The sequence below is a fragment of the Streptococcus uberis genome (assembly GCF_900475595.1).
Taxonomy (GTDB): Bacteria; Bacillota; Bacilli; order Lactobacillales; family Streptococcaceae; genus Streptococcus; species Streptococcus uberis.
The window spans coordinates 332575-355386 of sequence record NZ_LS483397.1 but is presented as its reverse complement, the minus strand read 5'-3'; the positions used below and the strand labels follow the sequence as shown (position 1 = coordinate 355386).

Here is a 22812-nt window from a genome sequence, read left to right as displayed (position 1 = left end):
CTAGCTTGGTATTAGAAATTCCCTATCGATGCCATAAAGAAAGCTTATAAGGAGGCCTTTATCTCTCGTCCGAAAGACTTACTCCAAATCCTCACCATTACTTTGGATGACTTTTTGATACCAATAGAAAGAATCTTTTTGGTAACGTTCTAGACTACCTTGCCCTAAATCATCTTGATCCACATAAATGTAACCATAGCGTTTAGACATTTGTGACGTGGAGACACTGATTAAATCGATAGGAGCCCAGCTAGTATAGCCCAACAAATCAACCCCCATTTCCACTGCTTTTGCCATCTCAGCAATGTGTTCTCTGAGGTAGTCGATGCGGTAGGAATCGTGGATTTTCCCGTCTTCTTCCAGGTGATCAAGGGCTCCCATACCGTTTTCAACAATCATCAAGGGAATTTGGTAACGGTCATAGAGTTCCAAGAGAGAAATACGTAGACCAACCGGATCAATCTGCCAACCCCAGTCTGTTGAGGCTAGATAAGGGTTTTTAACACTCATGATGGTATTGCCCGCCACTTGTTCTTTAGTGGGGTCAGCTGATTCTGTCCGCGACATGTAATATGAGAATGCTAGGTAGTCGGCTTTCCCTTCAGCCAGAATAGCATGATCTCCTCGCTCTGCTTTTATCCTAATGCCCTTGGAAGCCAAGAAATGCTGATACAACCTTGGGTAGCAACCGAAAATTTGAACATCGGAATGAGCGTAGTTTTCCAGATTTTTAGACAAGGACAGGAGAACGTCGTTAGGGTGACAGGTGTTAGGGTAGGTGGTTAATTTGGTTAGCATACAGCCCATGTGACTGCCCAGGATGAGTTGTCGCATTTTCTTTGTGGCCAAAGCTGCCGCGACATACTGATGGTGAAGAGCTTGGTAGACTGCTTCTTCTAAACTATAGTCGGTGCAACGGTCTGGAATGATACCTGCTGTGGTGAAGGGGTGTCGACCGACAGAATCCACTTCGTTGAAGGTCAACCAATAGGTCACATAGTCTCCAAATTCTCGGAAACAGGTTTCAGCAAAGCGTACAAAGTGATCGATGATAGAACGGTCCACCCAGCCATTGTAAGTGACACTCAAATGCAAGGGCATCTCATAGTGAGATAGGGTTACAATGGGTTGGATATGATGTGCTTTAAGGCACTCAAAAACCCTCTTGTAAAAAGCAATACCTTCTGGATTAGGTTCACTTTCTTCCCCAGTTGGGTAAAGACGTGTCCAGGCAATAGACAGACGCAAAGCTTTAAAGCCCATTTCAGCAAACAAGGCAATATCTTCTTCATAATGGTGATAGAAATCGATGCCTCGACGTTTGGGGTAATCCTTTGAATCTCCCGCCGCCATAGCTTCCTCAATCATTTGCGAGGTCACTTTATTGTGTCCAGCATAATCCTTCACATCCAAATGCGGCTTGAAGCTAGCCACATCAGCAACAGACATGCCTTTACCATCCAAATTCCAAGCACCCTCTACTTGATTGGCAGCAATGGCACCACCCCAAAGAAAATCATCTCTAAAAATAGCCATACAAAACTCCTTTACCTATCTCTGAATTTTGATCCACCTTTCAGTGAAACCCCTACCATTATTATATACCTAAAAAATCAGAAAAACTAAGGAAAGCAAAAGAAAAACCAGTAAAGCCCTTCTAGACCCTACTGGTTTTTTATCTTACTGAATGGTGACAGATAGCGAACGCTTGGTGTGAATCATGTGTTTTTTACGAGAGATTTTGCCAATGCGATATTGCCAATTGTTGCAGATCCATTATTTTCAATAGCTGGGGTGACAATATACGATTTTAAATCTGGCACTGGAAGGTACCCATTAAGTAAACTCTCAAATTGGCGATGAACCCTTTCAACCATGTGCTCTTGAGCCATAACACCACCACCAACAACAATCACTTGAGGTCGATAGAGCATAGTTGCTTGTATAGCTGCTTGGGCAATATAGAAAGCTTGAATGTCCCATACTGGCGAATCCTTTGAAATCAGCTCACCTCTGATACCAGTTCTTGCCTCTAAACTTGGTCCAGCAGCCATACCTTCAAGACATCCCGTATGAAATGGACAAACACCGGTAAATCCATTTTCAATATCAGTCGGATGCGACATAACATAGGTATGCCCAGCTTCTGTATGTCCTAAGCCACCAACAAATTGACCATCTTGAATAGCACCTGCTCCAATACCTGTACCTATTGTGTAATAAACCAAGTTGTTTATTTTTTGACGACTAATCATCTCTCCATAAGCTGATGCATTGACATCAGTTGTGAAATAAATCGGCAAATCAAAAGCTTCTTTTAAACACCCCACAAGATTAACATTACTCCAATGTTTTTTGGGCGTCGAAGTAATATATCCATAAGTAGGAGAATTCTTATCGACATCAATGGGACCGAAAGAACCAATCGAAATCGATTGCAAAAGCTTTTCAAAAGGCTTTAAAAATTCAATTGTTTTTTTCAATGTTTCTTCTGGAGTTGTCGTTGCAAATTGTGTCTTTTCAATGATTTCTAAATTATCATTTCCGATAGCACAGACAAATTTTGTCCCTCCTGCTTCAATACTTGCATACATGACATGTTTCTCCTCTAGACTTTTTCTTGTAATATTGGTTGTTTCTGAATAAAGTAAGTGGAACTCAAGGTAGCTTCTCCATCATTGACAAATATTTCTATCGTATTTTTATCAATGATAATATCTAATTTACTAGCTTTGATTTCAGCTGCTTTCATGTTAGTGTCCCAATCCTCTTCACCAGTTATTATAATGGCTTGTTGACTGCGATCGATATAAACGAGTTCTTTTAAATCATCATATCCAAATGAAATATAATCGTCATCATTCCCAAGAATGAAATGATGAGATTTATCTCCTTCAAGAGATAAGACACCTGCATTTTTAACAACATTATTTAGAGATAAAGTAGGGAGATTTGCCATTATTTCCTCTGGCAACTTTTGTTTCACAATACCCTTTTCATCGCATAAAATTCTTGGCATTGTCATTTGTCCTGACCAATGATGTTTGAAATCATGCGTCACAACTCTTCTTCCCCATGTGTGCATCCAAGCAATCATCACACGTCGTCCTTTATCATCAATTAAGGTCTGAGGAGCATAAAAATCATGACCTTGATCTAGCTCTTGAACGGATGTCACATGAAATTGTTTCTGTTCCCAGTCTACAGTACCTTTCATAATAATGGAGGAATTGAGATTGGAGAAATGTAAGCCATCTTTGGGATACTTCATTGGAGAAAGAATTAAGTACGAATGACCATTCATCTCAAAATAATCTGGACATTCCCACATAACACCTTGTGAATGATTACCTTTCAATAAAATAGACTCAAATGACCATTCGATTAAGTTTTCTGATCCTAATAAGACAATACAACCTACATTATCTTTATGCTGAGCGGCAACCACTGCATAAAACCGACCATCTTTTTCAAATAATTTTGGGTCTCTAAAGTCGGATTTTACAATTGTATCTGGTAATATGTCACCTGTAGCTACTGGGTTCGTAGCTATTTTTTCAAAGTTCACACCATCCTTAGAAAAAGCAATATTTTGCACTTGCTTGTTACCATTCACTTCGTCAATGATATTACCTGTATACATTATCCATAAGGTATCATCTTTGACAAAAGCACTTCCAGAGAAGCAACCATCTTTATCATAGGGCATATCTGGCGCTAAGGCTACTGGTAAATTTTCCCAATCTATAAAATTTTTAGTTTTCGCATGGCCCCAATGCATTGGTCCCCATACACTGTCATAGGGATAATATTGATAAAAAAGATGATACTCTCCTCTAAAATAGACAAATCCATTTGGATCATTTATCCAACCAACTGGAGCAGTAAAATGTACATCTGGTTTATAAGTATCAATAACCATTGATTGATTTTTATCAATAAAGTGATTAGCTCTTTCAACCGTAAACGTTTTTTCTATCATTTATTATTCCTTATCCTTAGTTTTCACATAATCATCATAATATTTTTGTTTGATAGTTAGCCACTCAGTTAATCCATAACGCTCTAACTCTTTCTTATAAGACTCCCACTCTTTATCAATACCACCTTTAGTGATCCATTCTGCTCTCTTACGAGCAATGTAATCATTCATGTCAGCCTCGATTTGCGCTACTTTATCCAAATCTTTTTCTTTCATAAAGATTTTAGGATAAATAGATTCGTTCTTCATATAAGGCACGTAATTTTCTTTTAGGATGTCTAAACGCCATTTCGCATCGTCTGGCATAGTTGTTACTTTTCCATAGTAACTATCTAAAATAGCCAACGGACCTCCGACTTCCGTTTTTTGACGAATCTCAGTTGGTGCAGTTCCCTCTAACGGTAAATGTTTCAACATTTTTTGATTTTTATCAAACGCAAAAATATTTTGTTGTTTTTTGTCACCATACGTTCCCCAATTGTTTTGAACAGACTGGAGCGGAGCATATTGTTGATCAATCCATTTTGCAGTTAATTCTAAATTCTTATTTGCACTCGTAATAACCATGCGATCTCTTGAGAAACCGACATTATTGGTACGTGTCACATTTTTTTGTCCATTAGGTCCAGCTAATACTGGTAACACTTCATAGTCACTTTTATTTTTTGAAATATTATTTTTATCCCAAGTAAAGTAAACTCCGTAAAGGTCTTCTCCACCTTTTGCAATATAGGTATTCCAATCTTGTTCAAAGGCTTCACTATCAATTAAGCCTTTTTCTTGTAAGGAGCGCATGAATGCAACTCCTTCTTTGTATGAATCATTATCTGCTGTAAAATCCACTTTGTTGTCATTAGAAACGATAAGATGATCATCATTATCACCTTCTCCAAAGGAACCGAATAAGACTTTAAAATCTTCGTTACCTGGTTTATTGATAAATGACATTGGAATTTCATCTTCCTTACCATTTCCATTTGGATCTTGCGTTTTAAAGGCCTCCAAAACCTTTACTAATTCGTCTGTGGTTTGAGGCATTTTTAAGCCTAACTTATCTAACCAAGCTTTGTTAATCCAGGCCATGTCATTAACACTATGAATTGATTCTTTTCCTTCGCCTAATTCTTCAATCCACGGGAAGGAATAAATATGTCCATCAGGCGCTGTAATCATTGACTTATATTCAGGTTTCTCATCTAAAACCTTTTGAAGATTTGGCATATATTTCTTTATAAGATCTTCCACAGGTACAATGACACCCTGTTTTGCCCAGGACATTAATTCGACATCACTAGCACCATCATTGTGAATTGCATCTGGTAAATCCCCACTGGAGATATCTAAATTTCGTTTTTCAGCAAAATCTGATTGGTAATTTGTCCATTCTATTTTTACACCTGTTTCTTTTTCCAAGCGCTTTAAGATTAATTTTTGGTTTGGATCTTTTGGTGCCAAGGTAGAACTACTCGTCATAAATTTTAAGGTCACTTTATCTTTCAAGGGGAAAGATACTTTTTTCAACTCGTAATCAGGACTTGAGACTGTATTTTTTGAACCACAGGCTCCTAAAACAATTGTACTAGCTAGTACGATAACACTTGATGCAATCCATCTTTTTTTCATTGTAAATCTCCTTTGATTTATAATTAATTTATTTTTTATCCTTTAAGAGAGCCTGCCATAATACCCTTATCAAAATATTTTTGGAAGAAAGGATACATAACAATTAACGGTAGGCTTGAAATAATGATTGTGGCATACTTAATCATTTCAGCTATTTTTTTCATTTCATTCATGGCTGCTTGTGCCCCAATCATATTTTGACTAACTTCACTCTGTATTAAAATATTACGTAAAACCAACTGAAGTGGCGCAAGATTCGGATCTTTGATGTAAATCATCGCGTCAAAATAAGAATTCCATTGCCCAACAAAGGCATACAAGAATAAGACAAACATAATAGGTTTTGCTAACGGTAACATGATTTTTAAAAAAATTTGGAAATCGTTAGCGCCATCAATCACAGCCGCTTCAACCAATTCATCAGGCAAACCTTGAAAATAGGTTCGCGCTAAGATAATATTCCAAACATTAACCGCTCCAGGAACGATAATTGACCACATGGTATTTAACATACCTAAGTTCTTAATAAGTAGATAAGTAGGCACTAAACCTCCACCAAAAAACATGGTAAAGATTAAAAAGTAGTTAATCCAACGCCTACCCACTAAATCTTTTTTTGAAAGTGGATAAGCTGTTAAAACGGAAATGATTACCGTCAATACTGCAAAAGCCGTAGAATAGATTAATGAATTAATAAATCCTCTTAGTATGGCATTATCACCTAAAACACGTTTATAACCATCGACTGTCCAATCTTGAGGATTTAAACTGATGCCTTGATTAGCTAAAACTTGGGGATCCATAAATGAAGCAATCAAGATATAGCCCATTGGCAAAACCGTTATTAACACTAAAAAAGCAATGATAATCTTATTAAGGATTAAAATCCTTTTGTCAAAATCAGAATATAAATTCGTATTCATCCTATCACTATATCCCTTCACCATCATTTATTTTTTCAACAAACTTATTAACAGAAAATAATAAAATCATATTAATAACAGAATTGAATAAGCCAACAGCAGTTGAGTAAGAATAATCTCCAGACACTAAACCAACTTTATATACATAGGTTGATATAATTTCAGAAGTAGGTAAATTAAGTGAAGTTTGCATCAGAAAAGCTTTTTCATAACCAACATTCATAATATTTCCTGCCGCTAAAATAAATTGAATAACCATAATTGGTTTTAATGCCGGCAGATCAATATGCCTTATGCGTTGAAAAATATTTGCACCATCTAATTGCGCTGCTTCAATCAATGAGGTATCGACATTAACCAAAGTTGCAGTATACAGAGTGGAAGCCCATCCCATACCTTGCCAAATACCACTCAATATATAAAGTGGTCTGAAGTAGCCCGGATTAGTCATGAAATCCGTTTTCATTCCAAAAATTTTCAAAAAATCATTTACTGGCCCTTCAACTGAAAAGAATAAGAAAATCATACCAACAATGACAATTACTGAGATAAAATTTGGAGCATACAGTATTAACTGAATCCTTTTTTTGGCTTTCTCACTCATTAATTGATTCAACATAATCGCCAGAAATACAGGTGGCAAAAAGCCAAGCAACAAGCCATAAACACTTAGTTTAATCGTATTAAATAGCAAAATAGAAAAATTAGGGGAGGCTAAAAAATGACGAAATTCTAGGAAGCCAACCCATGGACTTTTTAAAATTCCCAACAGCGGATTATAATCTTTAAATGCGATTAAAACACCATACATAGGAATATACTTAAACACAAATGTCAAAATCAGACCAGGTAGTAACATTAACAATAAAAGTTTTTGTCTCTTAACCCTATCTAAAAAGCTATTTTTCTTAGCCTCACGTTTCATCCTTTGCTCCTTTTTGAAACGTTTCATTTTTTTGCTTTTTTAATAGAGAAGTAAGACTCTTCTCTATTTGAAACGTTTCATTTTTATGTGATAAAAAAAGTAAACTAACTTATTTACACGTAAATTTTATCATTGATAGCGCTTTCTGTCAATACAAAATATTATTTTTTTGTCGTCGGTCCATCAATATATGAGATTGGTAGGGTAACCTGTAATTTATGTGGCTCATTCTCAATAATGCTTAATACAATACGAACTGCTTCTTGTGCCATTTCTTTTAATGGTTGTTTAATTGTAGATACCGGAAAAGACTTTTCTTTAGCAAATTTGATTCCATCATAACCAATTATTTGTACATCATGCGGAACGTTTTTTCCTAATTTTGCCAAGGCATCTATGATATCAAGAGCTGTAAAATCATTAATAGCAAAAATACCATCAATTTCTAAATGTTCTGCTAAATACTCATATAATTGTTCATTAAAGTTTTCAATTGGCTCTTCCAAATCAAAACTACTAAAATGAACACCCTTATCTCTTAAAAAATCTTCGAACCCATTTCTTCTATTCTTAGTTTCATTAATAGTCTGATTATGACTACCTACAAAAAGTAAGTTTTTACAGCCATTCTCAACTAAAACCTCTGCTGCTTTTTGCCCACCAGCATAGTTATCCGAACTTACCCAAGGAATATCCTTATTTCCATACGATCTGTCAATACTTACAAAGGGAATATTTGTTGCTAGGTAGTCTTCAATGGGACTATACGTGATTGCAATTATTCCATCTACTTTATTCTGTTGTAACATGTTGATGTACTCGATTTCTTTTTTTACACCATCTGTATTACACAATAATAACTTATAATTAATATTACTAAGTTCCTTTTCAATATAGAATGCAAACTCAGAAAAGAATGGATGCCAAATGGTCGGAACAATCAAAGCTACCGTTTCTGTTCTATTTGTTTTCATTCCCCTAGCGTAATTATCTGGAACATAATTTAATTCAGCTATTGCCTTTGTTACTTTTTCTAGTGTTACTTTTTTTATACCTGACTCTTGATTGATAACTCGAGAAACTGTACCAACACTAACGCCAGCTCTTTTTGCAACATCTTTCATGGTAAATGACTTTCTGTTCATTAGTGAATTAGAGACCTCCTTTACTTAATTTACATATATCTTATCATTTTTTGGAATCGTTTTCCATAATAACATTAAAAGACTTAAATTTAGATAGGAACAATATTACTAGCAGTAACTTCCTTTTACTCACTTCTTACAAAAAATAGTCATTCTAAAGATGACTATTTTTCCAATTCTAGGATTATATGATTAAAGACTTCTGGTTTTTTTGACATTATGACCCATCTAGAGCAAAGTGAAAAGCTTTTTCGAGGGCAGGATTTAAGAAAACATGAAGAGCTACCATGACAAAAGAAAATATTACATACAATTGCCTTATCATCAAATCTATCTCAAACGGTATAGAATCATACTTACTAACAAAATTGCATCATAAAATCCTTACTCATTCTCCTGAAAAGTTTTTTCTTCTCAGCCACATTTACGTGCCTAATGTATCATAATATTTCACTTTAGGAGTATCCATTGACATTTTTTCTATTTCCAACAATCCACTAGGTCTCCTCTTGGCTACAAAAAGAGAACTATTTTTTTAGCTCTAGAGTTAATTTGTATAAAAATCTTCATTTTTTAATATTTTCTCCCACCACCTCCTGCATCAGTTGGGTGATGATGTCATTAAAGACTTCTGGTTTTTTATTGACATTGTGACCCATGTAAGGCAGGGTGATTAGGCGTCCTTTGTCATAGCGTTTAGCGATGGCCAGTGAATGGTTGGCACGAATCATGTCTTTCTCACCGACAAGGACATAGACGGGAATCTGGTTGGAATAGCTTGACGGGATTATGGTCTGGTTAGCCATCATTAACCAGGCAACATGGTAAGCATTTTTGAGTTTAGGATTAAAGAAACTGTGAAGCGCCAACTTTAAGACTTTAAGGCTGATGCTAAAAACCGAATGCGCTTTTAAGCCCATAAAGCGGATATTTCCAGCGTTCAATAACATTCCTGTGACGTTTTGGGGATATACATTCTCAAAGGCGATGGCCAGATTGGCACCATCACTATGGCCAACCAAAACATAATCCTCCATATCTAAGCTATCTAAAAGTTCTTTGACCTCTGTCGCAATGGCCGCAAAGGTTAATTTTTCCTTTAGGGGACTTGATTGTCCATGCCCTGGTGTGTCGATGAGGATGAGTTGAAAAGCTGCCGCTAGGGGTAGTTGGGGGTTGAAGTAGGAAACCGACTGACCGTTGCCATGAAAGCAAACCATGGCTTTGCCTTTGCCATGAACCTCGTAATAAATATGATGACCTGATTTTGTATGAAATAGCATCTCTTGCCTCACTTTTTGATACTTTTATTGTAGCTTATTTTGGTGAAAAGGAGTGTTTTAAAGCTTTAAGATTTGAGTTCAAAACATTTTTTTTAGCTCTTTGTACTCCAGAAAAGTGAGGACAATCATGAGCAAGTCAAACAGTGTTAAGGCAATCATGCTGATGTGATGTGTGGCTAAAAATTCTCTGATTTGATAGCCGATAAATCCAATAAATAATAAGATGGATAAGGGATAGGCCCATAGTTTTTTCCGAAATAAAAGCAAGAGTGTGCCCAACTTCAGAATACCATGCAACAAAAGATAGAGAGCTGCCATCCGTTGACCGGATAAGGTAATCACTTGCCCTAACTGGACTAAATGCCGAGCCACAAATGAGTGGGGATCCTCCATCAATTCTCCAGCAGTCAAAACATCAATCAGACGATGAATGGTCGCATTGTTAAATAGAAAGAGCAAAAGGCCAGACAAGGTCTCCCCAATAGCAAAAAGCAACTTAAAAGAAAGAACCGTCTTAAAACCGCGCTCCACAAGCGTCGCATCCGACACACCATTCCTAAAATTCACCACAAACCCCTTTTCAAAACGAGATAATAGCTTAAGTGTAACACAGATTTCTTAAATGGAACTTTAGAGACGTTAGCAATATAGAAGCTATTTTTATATTGACTCGTATGATTTTAGTATCTTAATTTTCTTCGTAATACTGATTTTAGTTTATTTCTTTGACTATTTGTTAGCTTTTCTTTGTGCGCATTATGTTCTGATAATGTCCCAACATGAGTATAAACATTACCTTTTGAATTTATTATAACGAGATAAGGGACCGATACTTCCCCTTTTTCATAAGTCTCATAAAATTGCTTTAACGCTCGTTTATGCTTTTTAGTAAAAGACTTAGACTTAATATTTACAACAATAGATTTTTGATTATTTTCCTTCAACACTTCATCAAGTATGGGAATAAATTCCTCACACCAAGGACATTTTTGATACCCAAAATAATAAATTCCTGGTTTTTTATGACTTAAATGATTCATTGTTACATCAACAGGTTCTTGGAGCAAGCTGATCGATTTTTCAATTTCGAATTGTCCTTCCCTAGTATTCATTCTATAAGCAACAGAATTTAACAGTAATAGAATGATCATAAAAGAAAATAAGACAAGCAAATATCGTTTCATTTTCGCCTCACTAAATTGATAATAGATATTAAAATAACTTCACCATCCGAGGTGAAAGGTAAAAAATTTAAAAGATTTGTTAGACAAAGTATTTTTGTATATAAAGTAAGGATATCTTCAGGATTCATCATTACCCCATAAATAGTTAGTAGTAAAGGGGAACTTGCTGCGACAATTAGATTTTTAATGTCATTCCGTTTATTCCTAAAATAAACCGACGGTTTTAAAACATGACAATTCAACTTTGGAGACAATCCCATAACATAAGCCGTTAAAAAATGAATTCCTTCATGCACACATACTAATAGAAAAGTAATCAAAATCATCAATAAGTAAGTGGACAATGTTATGATTTCCTCCAAATTTTTTCAAAAATAGCATAAATCATCAACCACCCTAACACAATGCTAAAATAAACCATAAATAATTTTGGTGTCATCCCAAATATTGTGTAAATGCCATTATCATTTTCTGTATTCTTTATGAATAAACCCATCATTGTAATGCGTTCGGAATTGCTGACTTGGAATAATTCAATTCCATAATCAATTAAAAAGATAATAACCCAAAATAAGTTGACATAACAGAATTGTTTTGAATATTTTTGTATCACGTTAACCTTCTTTCTCTAACAAGTAAATAAAACAAGAACAAACTGAGCCCTGAATAGGCTATTACAATTGACAAAGTCGAGGATTTTACCATTATTATGATGACTACTATTAAAAAGAGTAAAATCACTGCTACCGTATCATTTAGACTACTTTCTGATTTAGGAAATAAATAGCCTATAATGACTGACGCCAATGCCAAAGCTTGTCCAAAACAAACATTACGGAAATCCATTGGTAAAACAAGTTGTAACACTATTAAAGGAAGTTGATAAATGAGTATACTCAATAAAATACTCAACCATTCTTGAATCACAGTTATGTTCAAATGATTAAAAAGTTTTCGAACATGTATCGTCGTGTCAATATACCGTAAAAAGATTATGTTTAATAATGGATATAATGGAGCTGTCACTTCCAACATCGCCTTACACCCAGCTATCGTAAAGGTGTACAAAGACAGTAGGAACAATATGCCATTCGAAATAGCAAACAATTTTGTTCTAAGCAATCCAAGTAATAATCGAGGTACATATTTTGGAAACGCTAAAGGTAGGTAAACGTTCTTGAAAAAGTATTCTTCATTTTGAAATGAAAAGAAACTAAAGAGTAGGATACTTATCACTAGTGAAAAAATAAAACTATCTATTGCTAACTCTAATGCATTGCTTACTTGTTTTGATAAGGCGAATTCAACTATAAATCTCCCAATATAATAGTAATACGCTGTCAAACTTAAGTTAATCACTGAAATGATCGGTTTAATCTTCAAATAAATGACGTCCAAATACTTATTAGCCAGTCGATAGGCATGAAAGCTTGTCAAATAACCAATTAAAAAAAATAAATGACAGGAACAGAATAAAAAAAGTGCTATGTTTACGGATCCAATGACTTGCAATCCCGGCATCAATACAATAAAAAATAATTCATAAATGATACTAGATACCCCAAGTTTAAAGAGATGAATTGCAAAATTGATTTCTTTGTTAGGGTAAGGAAGGGATTTAACAATAAATAAAGAGCTATTTTTGATTAAAATAAGATATTGTGCTAATTGGTAAATTAGTATTCCTAAAATAAAAGATAAGTTGTTATAGCTTGCAATAGAAAGCTTAATCACCTTATTTAATTCTTCAACAGAAAATATCTGTCGTGTTTGACCAAGTTTTGCAAACTCTATGGCGTTAACATAAAAATATAAAAAGTATGCTGAACAAAATAAAATTGATAAAATAACTCGTCCATATGCATTTCTTAAAATAGATCGGTTGCATATTCCATGAAAGGAGTCATTAAGGAAGAGATGAATCATTTCCAAAACGTTCTTGTAATTTACTGATTTTTCCACTTATCCCTCCCATTTGCCTAATCATATCACTTACAGATTTATCCCTATCCTGATAAGAGAGCAATTTACCCTTTGACATGATATAGATATGATTTGGAAACCGCTCTAGAGTATTTCTATCATGTGATACGATAATAAAACACTTCTTATTTTTTTGGTATTCAATGATATCTTCTAACAAAATGACCGTATCAAAATCTAACCCACTAAATAGTTCATCCGCTAAGATATAGGGAGTCCCTGAACAAAATGCAGCAATAATTTGGATTTTCTTTTTCATTCCAAAAGAATACTTTTCAATGAGTTCATTTTCAAATCCTTTCAAATCAAATACTTCAAGTAATATCTCAATATTATTAAAATCTGACGTTTTATATCGCTTCAGGATAAAGTCTAAATATTCTCTTCCAGTCATGAATTCGGGTAAATAAAAATCAGATGGAATATAAAATATTTGTTCCTTATACTCTCTACTGCCAATAGCAAATTGGTTACAGAAAATTTTTCCAGACATAAAGCTAGTCATTTCTGTCAAAACATTCATAAATGTTGTTTTACCACATCCATTTGTTCCCACCAAAATGACTACCCCATTATTAGGAAATTGGCAATTAATCCCATTTAAAACACTTCTATTTCCATATGATTTTTTTAGATGATGAATTTTATACATGAGACCCCCCAAAAAAGAAAGAGCTTGAAAGTCACTAAGCTCCTTCCTAACAGTTCTTATTTACAAGCGATGCCCATTTGACCAGATTTGGGCCAATTATACTTGATATTGAAGGCAAAAGAATAGCCACGACTTGTACAATACCAGGCATAAAGCCCTATAGCAGCAAGCACTATCATTGCAACAACAATCCAAATCCATCTGTTTTCTATTCTATCTTCATATTTCACATGTAACTGATTGATATACTGAAGGGTAGCTAATTTGAATTGGTTGTTTACAGTTTCTAAAAATCTCATATTTGAATGTCCTCCTATGTCGTTAAAATTAATAAATACTAAACTATCACTATAAAATAGTTCCTTATCTATTCATTCGAAAAAAATATCATTATTTTATTCTTTTGATAAAAAATACTCTAATTGCTAGAATTTTAGACTAACTTTTAGAATTCAAGGAAAATCATTCTTCATTACTGTCATCATTTTACAATTAGTTAAAAAGTTGTTTCGACTTCATCGATTTGATTTACTATTATTAGTTTAATCACCACAAATCTTAGAAAAATTCAATCACCAGATAGAATAATACGTTTTTCTCTTTAGAAAAGCTATTTTGGGTAAAGAAAGGAGTAATCAAATGCTAAAACTTAAGAAAATCATCACTAAATATAAAAGTTTGTACTTATATTCTGTTATCATCATTTGGTTTTTTACCTTACTGATCCCTTGGGATATAACAATTATGGGACAAGATCCTTACTTTATTGTTGCAAACGTACTCTTACCCATTTGTGGTGTTATATCGTTACTCATCTCAATAATCACCAGAGAAATGAGATTTACCATTCTTGCTTTAGCTAGTCTTTTTGCCCACTGGATTCATTTAATAATCATTTTCGGACTATTACCTATATTTGGTAATTAGAATAAAAAATAAAATCTTATAATTTCATATTTTGTAAAATGAATTATAGAGAAACATTAATAGTAATAGCTAAGGCTTTAAGAAAGGAATCTAAAACTATATTAAAAACCAACATCTTCAGATGTTGGCTTTTAATATCCCATTTTTATAATTCTGTGTATTTTTTTTTACTATTTTTACTTTTCGAAACAGGGTATTTTTCTGCATTTTTTGCAAGTTTTTCCCTTATTATTGAATCCATATCAAACCCTAAATTGTCAGCTAACATGTATGCATAGATTACAACATCCGCAATTTCTTCTTTTAAATTTTCTCGTTTCGTTTCAATAACCTCCTCACTTGTTTTCCACTGAAACAATTCGAGTAATTCATTAGCTTCTAAGGAAACTGAAATCGCTAAATCTTTCTCACTATGAAATTGTCGCCATTCTCTCTCATCTCTAAATGTATTTATCTCGTCAATTATACTCTTCATCTTATACCTCTTAATTATTATTCTACCATAACTTATATTACATTAGTATGAATTATGATAAAATAAACCTATCACCTATTTAGGAGTTATGATGTCACTAAATAACAATTATAGTCCAGTAATTACTAAAGTTAACTATGACTCACTCACAGTAAATTCTATCAAATCTCAAAAACTTAATGAAAATGATCAATCCTTAATCTTAGACTATCCTACCGTATACATTATTAATGATAAAGACAGTAAACAAAAGTCTAAATATATTGTCTATATTGGAGAAACAAATGATATCAGTCGACGAACAAAACAACATTTATACGATGATATTCGTAACGGCCGAGAAGATTTTATAGAATTAAGTGATTCAACTACTGCTGAAATGTTCATTATCGGGCATAAATACTTCAATAAATCACTTACCTTAGATATAGAAAATAAGTTATTACATTACCTATCAAGTGTTGAAGCTGTAGTAAAAGTTAATAATCGAAAAGAAAACCCACAAAATAACTACTATACTTCTGAAGCAATGGAAACAATTTTTTCAAAAGTATGGCGAAAATTGCATCGCACGAATCCCGAACTTTTTCCGACTGAATCGATTATTAGAGATTCAGCTTTGTTTAAAGCTTCTCCATTTCATAAATTAACGGATGAACAGATTGATGCTAAAAATGACATCATCCTAAAAACCATTTCAATTTTAAGTCAGAATTTAGAAGGGCAACTATTATTAGTTGAAGGAGAAGCTGGTTCTGGAAAAACAGTCTTAATGAGTAATCTGCTTTATGACTTGTTTAGCGATGAATCACTTCCCATAAAAAACAATGAATTATCTATCCATTTACTTGTCAATCATGATCAACAATTAGTTGTTTACGAACAATTATCTAAAAAATTAGGACTTAAAAATAGAAACAAAATGCCTGTTGTCGCTAAACCAACAAGTTTCATAAATAAACAATCTAAATGTAACCAAAAGGCCGACATTGTCATTATTGACGAAGCTCATTTACTACTTACTCGAGGAAAACAATCTTATCGCGGTAAGAATCATCTCAAGGATATTCTGGAAAATGCTAAAGTAGTTATAGCTGTTTTTGATGAGAAACAAATTTTAACTGCTGAGCAAATTTGGGAGTCTCAAGATTTGGCTGAAATTCGTTTAGATGCAAGAGATGTTATAAAGTTAAAAAATCAAATGCGAATTAATGCTAATAATTCTACAATTACATGGATACGACAATTCATTGATGATGGTCTGATTAAACCTTATATTCCTGATAATACTTATGATTTAAAAGTTTTTGATTCTCCAACAGAAATGTATGCAGCAATTAAGAAAAAATCTATAAACCAAGATAATGGTATTTCCAGACTTTTGGCAACTTATGATTGGACATTTAAAAACACTAAATCGGAAGAAGATTATTATTACGTAGAAATAGGAGACTTCAAACTCCCTTGGAATCTTCAATTACCTAAATCTAGGAAAGAAAAGGATTTATCTTGGGCTGAACAATCCCAAACAATTGATGAGGTTGGATCAACTTATACTATCCAAGGTTTTGATTTAAACTATGCTGCCGTCATCATTGGACCTTCCGTTAAATATCGCAATGGCCAAGTTGTTTTTGATCCTAGTGAAAGTAAAAATGCCAAAGCTAAAGAACGTCGAACACTGTCTGATGGGCGTAAACTGTCATTTGGAGAGACATTACTCCAAAATGAGTTAAACGTTTTATTGACACGAGGTGTAAATGGTTTATATCTCTTTGCTGTAGATGAAGAACTTCAAAAAATGCTGAAAAAGAACGTTCCATTTTCTAATATCGATTGAGTTTCGAAATTGAAAATCAGTATACTTAACACGTTTAAAAATCCATATAGTTAATTCTACACTCTTCAAACATGGATAACAGTGATAATAAATATTGCTCAATCAAAAAAAGCATTCCATTGGGAATGCTTTTTGTATATTGCATATAAATCCAAACAAATTAACGTTTTGAGAATTGTGATGCTTTGCGAGCTTTTTTAAGACCTGGTTTTCTCTGATAACTGTAATATATAGTGTGATATAGTGTACTATGTATTACAATATGGTAGCGGAGGTGTTATTAAAAGGTTATCAAAAAATTCGTTTTCGGAGCTTATAAAATGAAGAATTTTATTACTATTATACAAGTAACAAATTATTATATAATCACAACCTCATATTATTTATCTATAATTTGACTGAGATATTTATCTTTTTTAGCTTCATTTCTATCTATTATTTTACCAAAATGTAAATAATAAACTTTGTTTTCCTTCATATAAAATGTTATATTTTCTAATCCAACTTGATTATTTTCATATCTATAATAACTATCAGGATAGTGGGCTTCCTCAATATTTTCACTCGATTTTAAATCATCCCAATAATTTGTATCCATTTCTAATAAATAATCGGTTCCAGATTCTTGATTTTCCCAATAATGATACTCTTGCTTAACTTTATTTTTGTTTTTTTCAATTAGATCAGGTTGACCATAATATTCTACCAAATCAGAATCAGTTGTTTTATCAAGAACAATATTTTTTTGAATACTTTCTAAACTTAATTGATTGTTTTTCAAACTACATCGCCCTAATAAAAATAGTAGTAATAATAAAATAATAGTAATAGGTAAAGTTTGATGGTTTAATTTTTCTATATAATTACTATTTTTCATTGATTTAATCGTTTATTCCTTTTTTCATTCACAGTAGTCTTGCTTCACTCTATTATATTTGGTTCTCCAAAAAATCTAGCAAGTTCATCAGATGTTGTCTTTCCAAAAATTATTGAATTACTTATTGAAGATAATGTGATATTTTTATGAGTTTTACATGCTACTAGCTCAAGGTTAGTAACAAACAAAAGATAATTATTATTTTTTTATTTTATTCAATTATTATTTTTTTATTTTATTCAATTATTCTTCTTTTAACTCTTCTTCTGCTTTAGTTATATTAAAATAACCTAATTTCCTATTATCAGCAGGTTTCCTATTCTTTACTTAATGAGAGTGCTTTTTTAAGTACGGATCTTTAGATGCACTTTTTTCGTCTACAATATCACCATACATTGCATATTCAACTTTATTATCTATTATAAAAAATCTAACATATTCCAGTCCATAATCCTTATTTTGATATTCATAATAAGCTTCATAGATACCATTATGAGTTCCTTTAGCATACTTTAAAGTAGTAAAATAATTAGTATATTCATCTAATAGGTCATTTGTTGAGCCTTCTTTTGAATTATCAGCTTCAAATTTTCGGTTAACTTTATTAAGTGAATGAACAACCTCATTTGGCTTACCAAACTGATTTTCCAATTCTTTGGTGTTAGTTTTCCCAAAAATAATACGATCATGTATAACTGTTGTTAATGTTTCTTTATGAACACAAGCAGATTGTGTCAGCATAAATATTAATGATACAAAAATCAATATTAATTTATTTTTTTCATTCTGAACCTCTAATTTAGAATTAGCATAACTTTCAGACTTCTCTGTAGAAAATATTTTTCAGATCGACTGTCATTTGAAGGATTATCCCAGTTTTTCATTATGACTTTTCTAATATTAAAATCATATTTATTTACTGAATCTGAGTCAATTTTATAATGTTTTCTTCCATCCTTCTCTGCATAGTTAACACTATTCCCATTAACGATTTGACTTTCCTGATCATGGGTGAAGCCGTTTTTAGGCGGAGAAGATTTGAAATGTCCATTTTCATCCGGTTCACCATAAGCATTCCACTGGCTAACTAAGTGATTGTTTTTATCCACAATAAACTCACTATGGAACCCACTTTCAGAAGTAACGTATTTTACATTTGGTCACTACGGAAGGATATGTCTTTTTAAAGTTTTCTGGTGGGCCTTTATACTTATTATGTAGAGCAGCCTTTTCACCTTTAAAGTGATTCTCTGCTTTTTCATCTCTATTATAAGCTTTTATTCGCTCTAAGTCATTTTTTCCTTAAGGTAACTAGCTCTTAGGGCGTCGTTATTTTGTTTGTCTAAATAATATCTGAATTGATGCGTCTTTTGAGCTAAATTATTGTCTGGTGTTCCTGGATTTGCACTAGTTGGCAAGCCTTTTGGATAAACCTCTTGAACAATTGAAGCAAATGCATTATCAAAAAGAAAAATCAGTTTTGTAAACTGATTTTAATCCATTATTTGACTGAGATATCTATCTTTCTTAGCCTTTTCTTTGTCTACAATTTCACCAAACTCATAATCGTAAACCTTATTTTTGCTAATATAGAATCTAACATATTTCAGTCCTGATACATTATCATATTGATAGTATTTATCAAAAGGAGCATCCTCTGTCTTATCAAGAAGTCTATCTATTTTTTTCGTATCAATTGATAGTGTCTCCTCGAATTTACTACCACTCTGAATTTTGTTCATAATACTTTTTGAATCTTTACCAATACAAAAATATCTTTCATTAACTAATTTAGGTTTATTTACTATAGTATCCGGTTTTCCATATTTTTGTACCAGTTCAGTTTCATTTGTTTTTGAAAATGATATTTCATCATGAATTTTTTCAACACTAATCTTCTTTTGCATATTACAACCTATAATTCCAACATTAATTATAAGAAACAGTCCAATTAATAACCCGTATCTTTTTATTCTACTCATTTATCCTTCTATTTGCCCCTTCCTCTGATTTATTAACATCAAAATAATCTTCTAGATTTCTATTACGATTTCCTGTGACAGGACTTTTCCATTTTTCAACATTTGCTCTAATTTCAGAATCGTACATTTTTACTGGGTTTGAATCATATTCCGAATGTAAAGTATCCGCATCCTCTGAAAAGTTAACACTATTCCCATTAACGATTTGACTTTCCTGATCATGGGTGAAGCCATTTTTAGGCGGAGAAGATTTGAAATGTCCATTTTCATCCGGTTCACCATAAGCATTCCACTGGCTAACTAAATGATTGTTTTTATCTACAATAAACTCACTATGGAACCCGTTTTCAGAAGTAACGTATTTTACATTTTGATCCTCTACGGAAGGAAATGTCTTTTTAAAATTTTCTGGTGAGCCTTGATATTTGTTATGCAATCTTGCCTTTTCACCTTTAAAGTGATTCTCTGCTTTTTCATCTTTATTATAAGATTTTATGCGCTCTAAGTCATTTTTTTCCTTAGGGTAACTTGCTCTTAGGGCGTCGTTATTTTGTTTGTCTAAATAATATCTGAATTGATGCGTCTTTTGGGCTAAATTATAGTCTGCCGTTCCTGGTTTTGCACTAGTAGGCAAGCCTTTTGGATAAGCCTCTTGAACAATTGAAGCAAATGCATTATCAAAGGCTATCGCTTGATTAATGTCTTTGGTAAAGGTGTAGTTTGCTTTCTGATTCTTATCATTGAACTTAACCTTTTCCAATTGAAGGAAGTTGTTTTTATCCACGACACCACCAAGTACTGTTGTAAGCATGACTATGGTTGCTTTTTGTCCTTCTTTCGAATTCTTATAAGCTTCTTTTGTCATAGATGTGAAAGTCTCTGAACCGACAATATGAGCATCCTTATAGTGACTTTGAGCATCATCCAAGGATTTGATTGTTGCTTCTTGTTTCTTTCCTTGTCTCAGGTAGCCTTTGTTAAGAGCTCTTAAGGTCCAACCATCGTCCCCTAATGATTTGACATCACCTTTTAGTTCTTTACGGATAGCTTCCTTTTCAGCTTTGGGCATATCCTTCAACTCTATATCAACATAAGCATCAACAGTTTTAGAATAAATGATTTCTTCCTGTTCTTTAATCGTTTTTTGCCAAGGCAACTGGTCTTCAGTGTATACTGGGAGACTTGTACCTGATTTAAAGGCTGAGATATCCGATTGAACAGTCCCTAAACCATTTTTAACGGCAGTATTCAACTCCTTCATATCACTAAAAGCAGATACCGATTCTCCATCAAATCTCATGAGATTATCTAATTTTTTCTGATTGGATTTGATGGCAACTTCAAGACTATCTTCAACACCATCAAATGCTTTTGATAGGGTAGCAGATTGCTTTTTTAAGTGTTTTTTTAATTCTCTCACTAATGATAAGGTCTGTTTATCTGATGCAATTTTTGCTTCTAGTACATCCGAATCTAGACTTTCACCATCACAAATCTCATCATAAAGTGTTTGACATTGAGTCACACTAACTTCTAAACTATCTGATAAAAGTGTCATCCCATCAATTAACGGAATGATAACACTTGTTGAATAGTTTTTAGCACTTGAATAGGCTGAACCAGTCAATGCATCTGTTGAACCAAAGGCAGATAATGCAGATTTTGCTGTTTGTAAACCTATTGCACGGTTTGCCATGACAGTTGTGACCGAGGAAACTTGACTAGCCATTGTTCCGGTATCCACTTTAACCATTGTCAGTTAGCCCTCCATCTTCCTGATAATATCGTTTTTGTTGCTCACGTGTTAAATCGTCAATTGAGTCCAAAGTCTGATCCTCTTCATTTTTCAATTTTTGAAATTGTTGGTCGTAATAATCGTCAATCAACTGATAATGATGACTTATCTCTTTAGATATATCTTGATGAGTAGACATTTCATTTTCAGTACTTATATAATACTCAGATTGACGCATACTTTGTAGGATTTCTACTTGTATCCCTTGTGTTTCAACTTGAGATTCTCTCAACTGTCGTCTTCTATCTTGAATAATTTCTAATTGAACTTGGAGTGACTTTTTCTTTTCTTCCAACTCGTCTAAGGTCATTTTCGTCATGATTCTTCCTATCTTGGAAATAAATGAGGTCTAGGAGTTGTCGACTTCTTAGTTGAGTTAGTATTGCTCGATATTTCATTACTGATTTTAACATCCATTGCCTCAAAGTCACTATGGATATTATTTATGCTAGCAATCAGTTGTGTAACTGTTGATGATAAGTCAATACTGTATTGATTCTCTTTATCTATATAAGACGATGCTTTGGTATTACCTTGATAGTGACTGGTTCCATCTTTTGATACTGTTCCTGCGTCAGAAATACCATTAACACCGGCTTGTATTGAATTTGCGATATCCCCTGCTATACCAGCATCACTTTTAACTTCTCCCATACTCTCTCCTATCTCATCTATTCAAAAAAGCGTATCCCTTCCTAAACGTTTCTTACAATCATTGGATTAATAAAATTGTGAACAAATACCTCAACCATTTTGAGTTGCAACTTCCTACACTTAGGGATGTACTTGGTTGATGTTTTCTAATAACTCGGCAAGTTATAAACTTTAAGTGACTTTTTTTAAATGACACTTCAAAGTTGTCAAAAGCAAAGCCAGACTCACATCTATAAATTACACTTTATTCTTATATCCATTTTGAAAGTGACATTTTCTCTAATTTTCATTGAGTATAGTATAGCATTTTTGATCTTTAGATTCACATATAAAACTCACATGATATTAATTTTAAAAAAATTTCTAATACAATACATCCGTATTGAATCACTAAAACTTCGTTTCCTTTACAGTCTTATCTGTAAGCGACTAAAGTCACAACAGCTAGGTCAATTTCGTCACACTTTAGGAAGTAATACAAAAAAAACACCCCATAGTGTGAACCATGAAGTGTTTCCAAATGTTGATATAACAGTATATTAACGTTTTGAGAATTGTGATG

At 33.2% G+C, this 22812-nt stretch carries 24 protein-coding genes and 1 pseudogene; 2 read left to right on the top strand and 23 right to left on the bottom strand.

Features of this window, described 5'->3' with window-relative positions:
• Positions 1-78: 78 nt before the first annotated feature.
• The 14 genes from DQM95_RS02045 to DQM95_RS01975 form a co-directional block, all read right to left on the bottom strand.
• The gene (locus tag DQM95_RS02045) at positions 79-1536 is read right to left on the bottom strand and encodes a glycoside hydrolase family 1 protein (protein WP_037593282.1); all 1458 of its coding nucleotides are present in this window, start codon (positions 1534-1536) and stop codon (positions 79-81) included.
• Positions 1537-1718: 182 nt separating this feature from the next.
• A complete protein-coding gene (gene scrK / locus DQM95_RS02040) occupies positions 1719-2594 on the bottom strand; it encodes a fructokinase ScrK (protein ID WP_037593281.1) in 876 nt (291 codons plus the stop codon).
• A gap of 14 nt (positions 2595-2608) precedes the next feature.
• A complete protein-coding gene (locus DQM95_RS02035; RefSeq protein ID WP_037593280.1) occupies positions 2609-3982 on the bottom strand; it encodes a glycoside hydrolase family 32 protein in 1374 nt (457 codons plus the stop codon).
• Positions 3983-3985: 3 nt separating this feature from the next.
• A complete protein-coding gene (locus DQM95_RS02030) occupies positions 3986-5605 on the bottom strand; it encodes an ABC transporter substrate-binding protein (protein WP_037593279.1) in 1620 nt (539 codons plus the stop codon).
• Positions 5606-5640: 35 nt separating this feature from the next.
• The gene (locus DQM95_RS02025) at positions 5641-6528 is read right to left on the bottom strand and encodes a carbohydrate ABC transporter permease (protein WP_046389070.1); all 888 of its coding nucleotides are present in this window, start codon (positions 6526-6528) and stop codon (positions 5641-5643) included.
• Positions 6529-6535: 7 nt separating this feature from the next.
• Entirely contained in the window at positions 6536-7453 is a 918-nt protein-coding gene (locus DQM95_RS02020; protein WP_012657847.1) for an ABC transporter permease, read from the bottom strand.
• A gap of 161 nt (positions 7454-7614) precedes the next feature.
• Complete coding sequence (locus DQM95_RS02015) at positions 7615-8598, bottom strand: LacI family DNA-binding transcriptional regulator (RefSeq protein ID WP_012657846.1); 984 nt, start codon at positions 8596-8598, stop codon at positions 7615-7617.
• Between the two features lie 566 nt (positions 8599-9164).
• Positions 9165-9881: an alpha/beta fold hydrolase gene (locus DQM95_RS02010; protein WP_037593278.1), complete on the bottom strand. Its 717-nt coding sequence runs from the start codon at positions 9879-9881 to the stop codon at positions 9165-9167.
• Between the two features lie 78 nt (positions 9882-9959).
• Entirely contained in the window at positions 9960-10448 is a 489-nt protein-coding gene (locus DQM95_RS02005; protein WP_037593277.1) for a DUF2127 domain-containing protein, read from the bottom strand.
• Between the two features lie 113 nt (positions 10449-10561).
• Positions 10562-11065: a TlpA family protein disulfide reductase gene (locus DQM95_RS02000; RefSeq protein ID WP_111685923.1), complete on the bottom strand. Its 504-nt coding sequence runs from the start codon at positions 11063-11065 to the stop codon at positions 10562-10564.
• Between the two features lie 346 nt (positions 11066-11411).
• Positions 11412-11678: a hypothetical protein gene (locus DQM95_RS01990; RefSeq protein ID WP_012657841.1), complete on the bottom strand. Its 267-nt coding sequence runs from the start codon at positions 11676-11678 to the stop codon at positions 11412-11414.
• On the bottom strand, positions 11675-13027 hold the full coding sequence (locus DQM95_RS01985) for a hypothetical protein (protein ID WP_037593275.1): 1353 nt from the start codon (positions 13025-13027) through the stop codon (positions 11675-11677). Before DQM95_RS01985 ends, DQM95_RS01990 begins: the two co-directional genes overlap by 4 nt.
• Positions 12972-13700 carry an ATP-binding cassette domain-containing protein gene (locus DQM95_RS01980; RefSeq protein WP_037593274.1) on the bottom strand — a complete coding sequence of 243 codons (729 nt, stop codon included), beginning with the start codon at positions 13698-13700 and terminating at the stop codon, positions 12972-12974. Before DQM95_RS01980 ends, DQM95_RS01985 begins: the two co-directional genes overlap by 56 nt.
• Positions 13701-13756: 56 nt before the next feature.
• Positions 13757-13999 (bottom strand): hypothetical protein, encoded by a 243-nt coding sequence (locus DQM95_RS01975; RefSeq protein WP_046390832.1) that lies wholly within the window; start codon positions 13997-13999, stop codon positions 13757-13759.
• Positions 14000-14339: 340 nt separating this feature from the next.
• Between DQM95_RS01975 and DQM95_RS01970 the strand changes: the two genes are divergently transcribed.
• Entirely contained in the window at positions 14340-14627 is a 288-nt protein-coding gene (locus DQM95_RS01970) for a hypothetical protein (RefSeq protein WP_037593273.1), read from the top strand.
• A 145-nt stretch (positions 14628-14772) separates the two neighbouring features.
• Here DQM95_RS01970 and DQM95_RS01965 read toward each other — a convergent pair whose 3' ends face one another.
• Positions 14773-15102: a nucleotide pyrophosphohydrolase gene (locus DQM95_RS01965; protein WP_037593272.1), complete on the bottom strand. Its 330-nt coding sequence runs from the start codon at positions 15100-15102 to the stop codon at positions 14773-14775.
• Positions 15103-15193: 91 nt separating this feature from the next.
• On the opposite strand from DQM95_RS01965, the gene DQM95_RS01960 reads away from it, so the two are divergent.
• Complete coding sequence (locus DQM95_RS01960) at positions 15194-16942, top strand: DUF2075 domain-containing protein (RefSeq protein WP_037593271.1); 1749 nt, start codon at positions 15194-15196, stop codon at positions 16940-16942.
• Between the two features lie 379 nt (positions 16943-17321).
• Here the strand turns inward: DQM95_RS01960 and DQM95_RS10050 are convergent, their stop codons facing one another.
• The 8 genes and pseudogenes from DQM95_RS10050 to DQM95_RS01920 form a co-directional block, all read right to left on the bottom strand.
• Positions 17322-17819 carry a hypothetical protein gene (locus DQM95_RS10050; RefSeq protein ID WP_037593270.1) on the bottom strand — a complete coding sequence of 166 codons (498 nt, stop codon included), beginning with the start codon at positions 17817-17819 and terminating at the stop codon, positions 17322-17324.
• 327 nt (positions 17820-18146) lie between these two features.
• A complete protein-coding gene (locus DQM95_RS01950; RefSeq protein ID WP_037593269.1) occupies positions 18147-18584 on the bottom strand; it encodes a hypothetical protein in 438 nt (145 codons plus the stop codon).
• Between the two features lie 29 nt (positions 18585-18613).
• A pseudogene (locus DQM95_RS01945) lies at positions 18614-18964 on the bottom strand (DUF3114 domain-containing protein); the annotation flags it as partial.
• Positions 18965-19105: 141 nt separating this feature from the next.
• Positions 19106-19294 (bottom strand): DUF3114 domain-containing protein, encoded by a 189-nt coding sequence (locus DQM95_RS10195; RefSeq protein ID WP_369123177.1) that lies wholly within the window; start codon positions 19292-19294, stop codon positions 19106-19108.
• Positions 19295-19312: 18 nt separating this feature from the next.
• Entirely contained in the window at positions 19313-19801 is a 489-nt protein-coding gene (locus DQM95_RS01935) for a hypothetical protein (RefSeq protein ID WP_037593265.1), read from the bottom strand.
• Complete coding sequence (locus DQM95_RS01930) at positions 19794-21554, bottom strand: DUF3114 domain-containing protein (protein ID WP_111685919.1); 1761 nt, start codon at positions 21552-21554, stop codon at positions 19794-19796. Before DQM95_RS01930 ends, DQM95_RS01935 begins: the two co-directional genes overlap by 8 nt.
• A complete protein-coding gene (locus tag DQM95_RS01925) occupies positions 21547-21915 on the bottom strand; it encodes a hypothetical protein (protein WP_037593263.1) in 369 nt (122 codons plus the stop codon). Before DQM95_RS01925 ends, DQM95_RS01930 begins: the two co-directional genes overlap by 8 nt.
• Positions 21916-21923: 8 nt before the next feature.
• Positions 21924-22250: a TIGR04197 family type VII secretion effector gene (locus DQM95_RS01920; RefSeq protein WP_037593261.1), complete on the bottom strand. Its 327-nt coding sequence runs from the start codon at positions 22248-22250 to the stop codon at positions 21924-21926.
• Positions 22251-22812 lie beyond the last annotated feature (562 nt).

Bases quoted from the DNA above. Each gene is read 5' to 3' on its own strand.
- DQM95_RS01965 (WP_037593272.1), bottom strand. From the start codon at position 15,102: ATGAAGAGTATAATTGACGAGATAAATACATTTAGAGATGAGAGAGAA.
- DQM95_RS01930 (WP_111685919.1), bottom strand. From the start codon at position 21,554: ATGGTTAAAGTGGATACCGGAACAATGGCTAGTCAAGTTTCCTCGGTC.
- DQM95_RS01980 (WP_037593274.1), bottom strand. From the start codon at position 13,700: ATGTATAAAATTCATCATCTAAAAAAATCATATGGAAATAGAAGTGTT.
- DQM95_RS10050 (WP_037593270.1), bottom strand. From the start codon at position 17,819: ATGAAAAATAGTAATTATATAGAAAAATTAAACCATCAAACTTTACCT.
- DQM95_RS01925 (WP_037593263.1), bottom strand. From the start codon at position 21,915: ATGACGAAAATGACCTTAGACGAGTTGGAAGAAAAGAAAAAGTCACTC.
- DQM95_RS01970 (WP_037593273.1), top strand. From the start codon at position 14,340: ATGCTAAAACTTAAGAAAATCATCACTAAATATAAAAGTTTGTACTTA.
- DQM95_RS02030 (WP_037593279.1), bottom strand. From the start codon at position 5,605: ATGAAAAAAAGATGGATTGCATCAAGTGTTATCGTACTAGCTAGTACA.
- DQM95_RS02015 (WP_012657846.1), bottom strand. From the start codon at position 8,598: ATGAACAGAAAGTCATTTACCATGAAAGATGTTGCAAAAAGAGCTGGC.
- DQM95_RS02045 (WP_037593282.1), bottom strand. From the start codon at position 1,536: ATGGCTATTTTTAGAGATGATTTTCTTTGGGGTGGTGCCATTGCTGCC.
- DQM95_RS01960 (WP_037593271.1), top strand. From the start codon at position 15,194: ATGTCACTAAATAACAATTATAGTCCAGTAATTACTAAAGTTAACTAT.
- DQM95_RS02000 (WP_111685923.1), bottom strand. From the start codon at position 11,065: ATGAAACGATATTTGCTTGTCTTATTTTCTTTTATGATCATTCTATTA.
- DQM95_RS02020 (WP_012657847.1), bottom strand. From the start codon at position 7,453: ATGAAACGTGAGGCTAAGAAAAATAGCTTTTTAGATAGGGTTAAGAGA.
- DQM95_RS02025 (WP_046389070.1), bottom strand. From the start codon at position 6,528: ATGAATACGAATTTATATTCTGATTTTGACAAAAGGATTTTAATCCTT.
- DQM95_RS02010 (WP_037593278.1), bottom strand. From the start codon at position 9,881: ATGCTATTTCATACAAAATCAGGTCATCATATTTATTACGAGGTTCAT.
- DQM95_RS01935 (WP_037593265.1), bottom strand. From the start codon at position 19,801: ATGAGTAGAATAAAAAGATACGGGTTATTAATTGGACTGTTTCTTATA.
- DQM95_RS01920 (WP_037593261.1), bottom strand. From the start codon at position 22,250: ATGGGAGAAGTTAAAAGTGATGCTGGTATAGCAGGGGATATCGCAAAT.
- DQM95_RS01975 (WP_046390832.1), bottom strand. From the start codon at position 13,999: ATGAGATTTTTAGAAACTGTAAACAACCAATTCAAATTAGCTACCCTT.
- DQM95_RS02035 (WP_037593280.1), bottom strand. From the start codon at position 3,982: ATGATAGAAAAAACGTTTACGGTTGAAAGAGCTAATCACTTTATTGAT.
- scrK (WP_037593281.1), bottom strand. From the start codon at position 2,594: ATGTATGCAAGTATTGAAGCAGGAGGGACAAAATTTGTCTGTGCTATC.